Origin of the sequence: Petrotoga miotherma DSM 10691 (genome assembly GCF_002895605.1) — a bacterium.
In the GTDB taxonomy this organism is placed as follows: Bacteria; Thermotogota; Thermotogae; order Petrotogales; family Petrotogaceae; genus Petrotoga; species Petrotoga miotherma.
This window is the reverse complement of the sequence record NZ_AZRM01000044.1, coordinates 1-1,182: the sequence shown is the minus strand read 5'-3', so window position 1 is coordinate 1,182 and position 1,182 is coordinate 1. Positions and strand designations below refer to the sequence as shown.

Annotated in this window: 1 protein-coding gene and 1 pseudogene; both read left to right on the top strand. The window is 34.9% G+C overall.

Annotated features, from left to right (window positions below):
• A pseudogene (locus tag X928_RS07975) lies at positions 1-242 on the top strand (UDP-N-acetylmuramoyl-L-alanyl-D-glutamate--2,6-diaminopimelate ligase); the annotation flags it as partial.
• The coding region (locus tag X928_RS07970) for a Mur ligase family protein (protein ID WP_103079260.1) at positions 242-1,182 on the top strand (941 nt) is incomplete at its 3' end. The pseudogene X928_RS07975 and the gene X928_RS07970, both read left to right, overlap by 1 nt.

Sequence of the window (1,182 nt, the reverse complement as noted above, 5' to 3'; positions counted from 1 at the left end):
ACCAAATAATAGAAGATGTATCAAAAGGTATTGGCAAAGATAAACATTTCATCATCATACCAGATAGAGAAACCGCCATAGACACAGCCTTAAGATTTGCCAACAAAGGAGACATGGTAATCATAGCGGGAAGAGGTCATGAAAAATACCAACTTTTCGCCCACGGAAAAAAAGTTGAGTTCAACGACTTCGAAGTAACAAAAAAACTAATCAACAAAATAAAAAGGAGTTCGGGAAGGTAGTGTTGGAACGGTTAAAATATAAAGGTCATAACTTTCAAATTGACTCTCGAAAAGTCAACAAAGGTGACGTGTTTTTATGTTTAAAAGGTGAGAAGACGGATGGACATCTTTTTATAAACGACGCATTGAAAAATGGAGCATCCTACGTAATTGTTGAAAAAGATCTTGAAGGTTATCCAAAAGAAAAAATAATCAAAGTCAACAATGTCCTAGAAGAAATGCTTATCTCTGCTTCAACACTAATCAATAAAAACTCTAAATTAAAGATTGGAATAACTGGCTCCACTGGGAAAACCACCACGAAAGAATGCTTGTACTATTTGTTGTTAGCCTATTTCAAAACCTTTAGAAACGAGATGAATTTGAATACTGAAATAGGAATACCCCTATCTATTTTAAACAACTATAACAACGAAGAAACCGTCATACTAGAAGAGGGTCTTAGAAAAAAAGGAGACCTTGAGTTTTTGTCGAGATACTTTAATTTAGATGTCGCTATCATCACAAACGTAGGGGCTTCACATTTGGAGTTTTTAGATTCCTTAGAAACGGTGGCTAAAGAAAAGATGAAAATAACAAGTAGCATGGATAAAGGGGTTTTGATAATCAATGGAGACTACTCGATATTAAAAGAATTGGCGCCGAAGCATCTGAACCAACTAACCTTTGGAACCAAAGATGAAAATGATGCCGTTTTAGAAAACTTTGAGTACAATGAGAACCACGCCACAACTGTTTACGCCAAAATTCTTAAAGAAGATTTCATGGTAACACTGAACAATTATTGGAGTGAAGGTCAGATATTAGACTTACTTTCAGGATTGTTGTTTTTGAGATACATTGACTTACCAATCGATCCATACTATTTATCCAAAATCAATATCCCTCAAGATCGTTTTCAAACCATAAAACGTGGAAGTCTTCTAATAGTGAACGACTC